Origin of the sequence: Methylobacterium sp. B1 (assembly GCF_000333255.1) — a bacterium.
In the GTDB taxonomy this organism is placed as follows: domain Bacteria; phylum Pseudomonadota; class Alphaproteobacteria; order Rhizobiales; family Beijerinckiaceae; genus Methylobacterium; species Methylobacterium fujisawaense.
In genome coordinates, this window is record NZ_BACT01000858.1 from 1 (window position 1) to 1,128 (window position 1,128).

The following is a 1,128-nucleotide window of genomic DNA, read 5'->3' on the forward strand; positions in this document are numbered from 1 at the left end:
TGCGGCAAGATCAGCGCGACGGCGTCCTCGCCAAGTTCCGCCAGGTCGTGGACAGCGTGCAGGTGAAGTAGCGCCTCACCACACGGCGGCCTGCCCGTCGCGGCGCGGGTCGCTCGCCGCCACGTAGCCTTCGACCGCCGGATCGCCCATCCGCCAGATGAACTGGCCGGCGCCGAAATCCTGGTAGCTGTCCTCGATCACCTCGAGCCGGTGGCCGAGGGCCTTCAGGCGGTCCAGGGTCGCCCGCGGCATCGCTGCCTCGACGTTGATGTCGAGACCCTCGTTCACCCGCCACCGCGGCGCGTCGCAGGCCGCCTGCGGGTTCTGGCCGTGGTCGATCATCCGCACCAGGGTCTGGACATGGCCCTGCGGCTGCATGTTGCCGCCCATCACGCCGAAGCTCATCACCGGCGCGCCGTCCCGGGTGAGAAAGCCCGGGATGATGGTGTGGAACGGGCGCCTGCCCGGCGCCACCACGTTCGGGCTCGCAGGATCGAGCACGAAGCCGTAGCCGCGGTTCTGCAGGGAGATCCCCCAGCCCGGAACGACCACGCCCGAGCCGAAGCCCATGAAGTTCGACTGGATGAAGCTCACCATCATCCCGGATTCATCCGCGGCGGTGAGGTAGATCGTGCCGCCCGCGGGCGGCTTGCCGGGGCCGAAGACCTGGGCGCGGTTCCGGTCGATCAGCTTGGCGCGCTCCGCCAGATAGGCGCGGTCCAGCATGGCTTCGGGCGTCACCTCCATCCCGCGCGGGTCGGCGACGTACCGGTAGGTGTCGCTGAAGGCGAGCTTCATCGCCTCGATCTGGAGGTGCTGCGCCTCCGGTCCGTCCACCGGCAGGCTGCCGAGGTCGAACTGCTCCAGGATGCCGAGCGCGATCTGCGCCGCGATGCCCTGGCCGTTCGGCGGGATCTCGTGCAGCGTGTAGCCGTGGTAATCCTTGGCGGTCGGCATCACCCATTCGGGGCGGTACCCCGCGAGGTCGGCGGCCGTCATGGCGCCGCCATGGGCCCGCGCGTGCGTGGCGATCGCCTCGGCGATCTCGCCCCGGTAGAAGGCCTCGCCCTTGGTCTCGCCGATCAGCCGCAGGGTCCGCTCGGCGCCGGGAAAGGTCACCAGCTCGCC

General features: G+C 70.3%; 1 protein-coding gene. It reads right to left on the minus strand.

Annotated elements, in window-relative coordinates:
* Nucleotides 1-75: 75 nt before the first annotated feature.
* On the minus strand, nt 76-1,128 hold a 1,053-nt coding region (locus tag I53_RS24650; RefSeq protein ID WP_043355691.1), incomplete at its 5' end, for a gamma-glutamyltransferase family protein.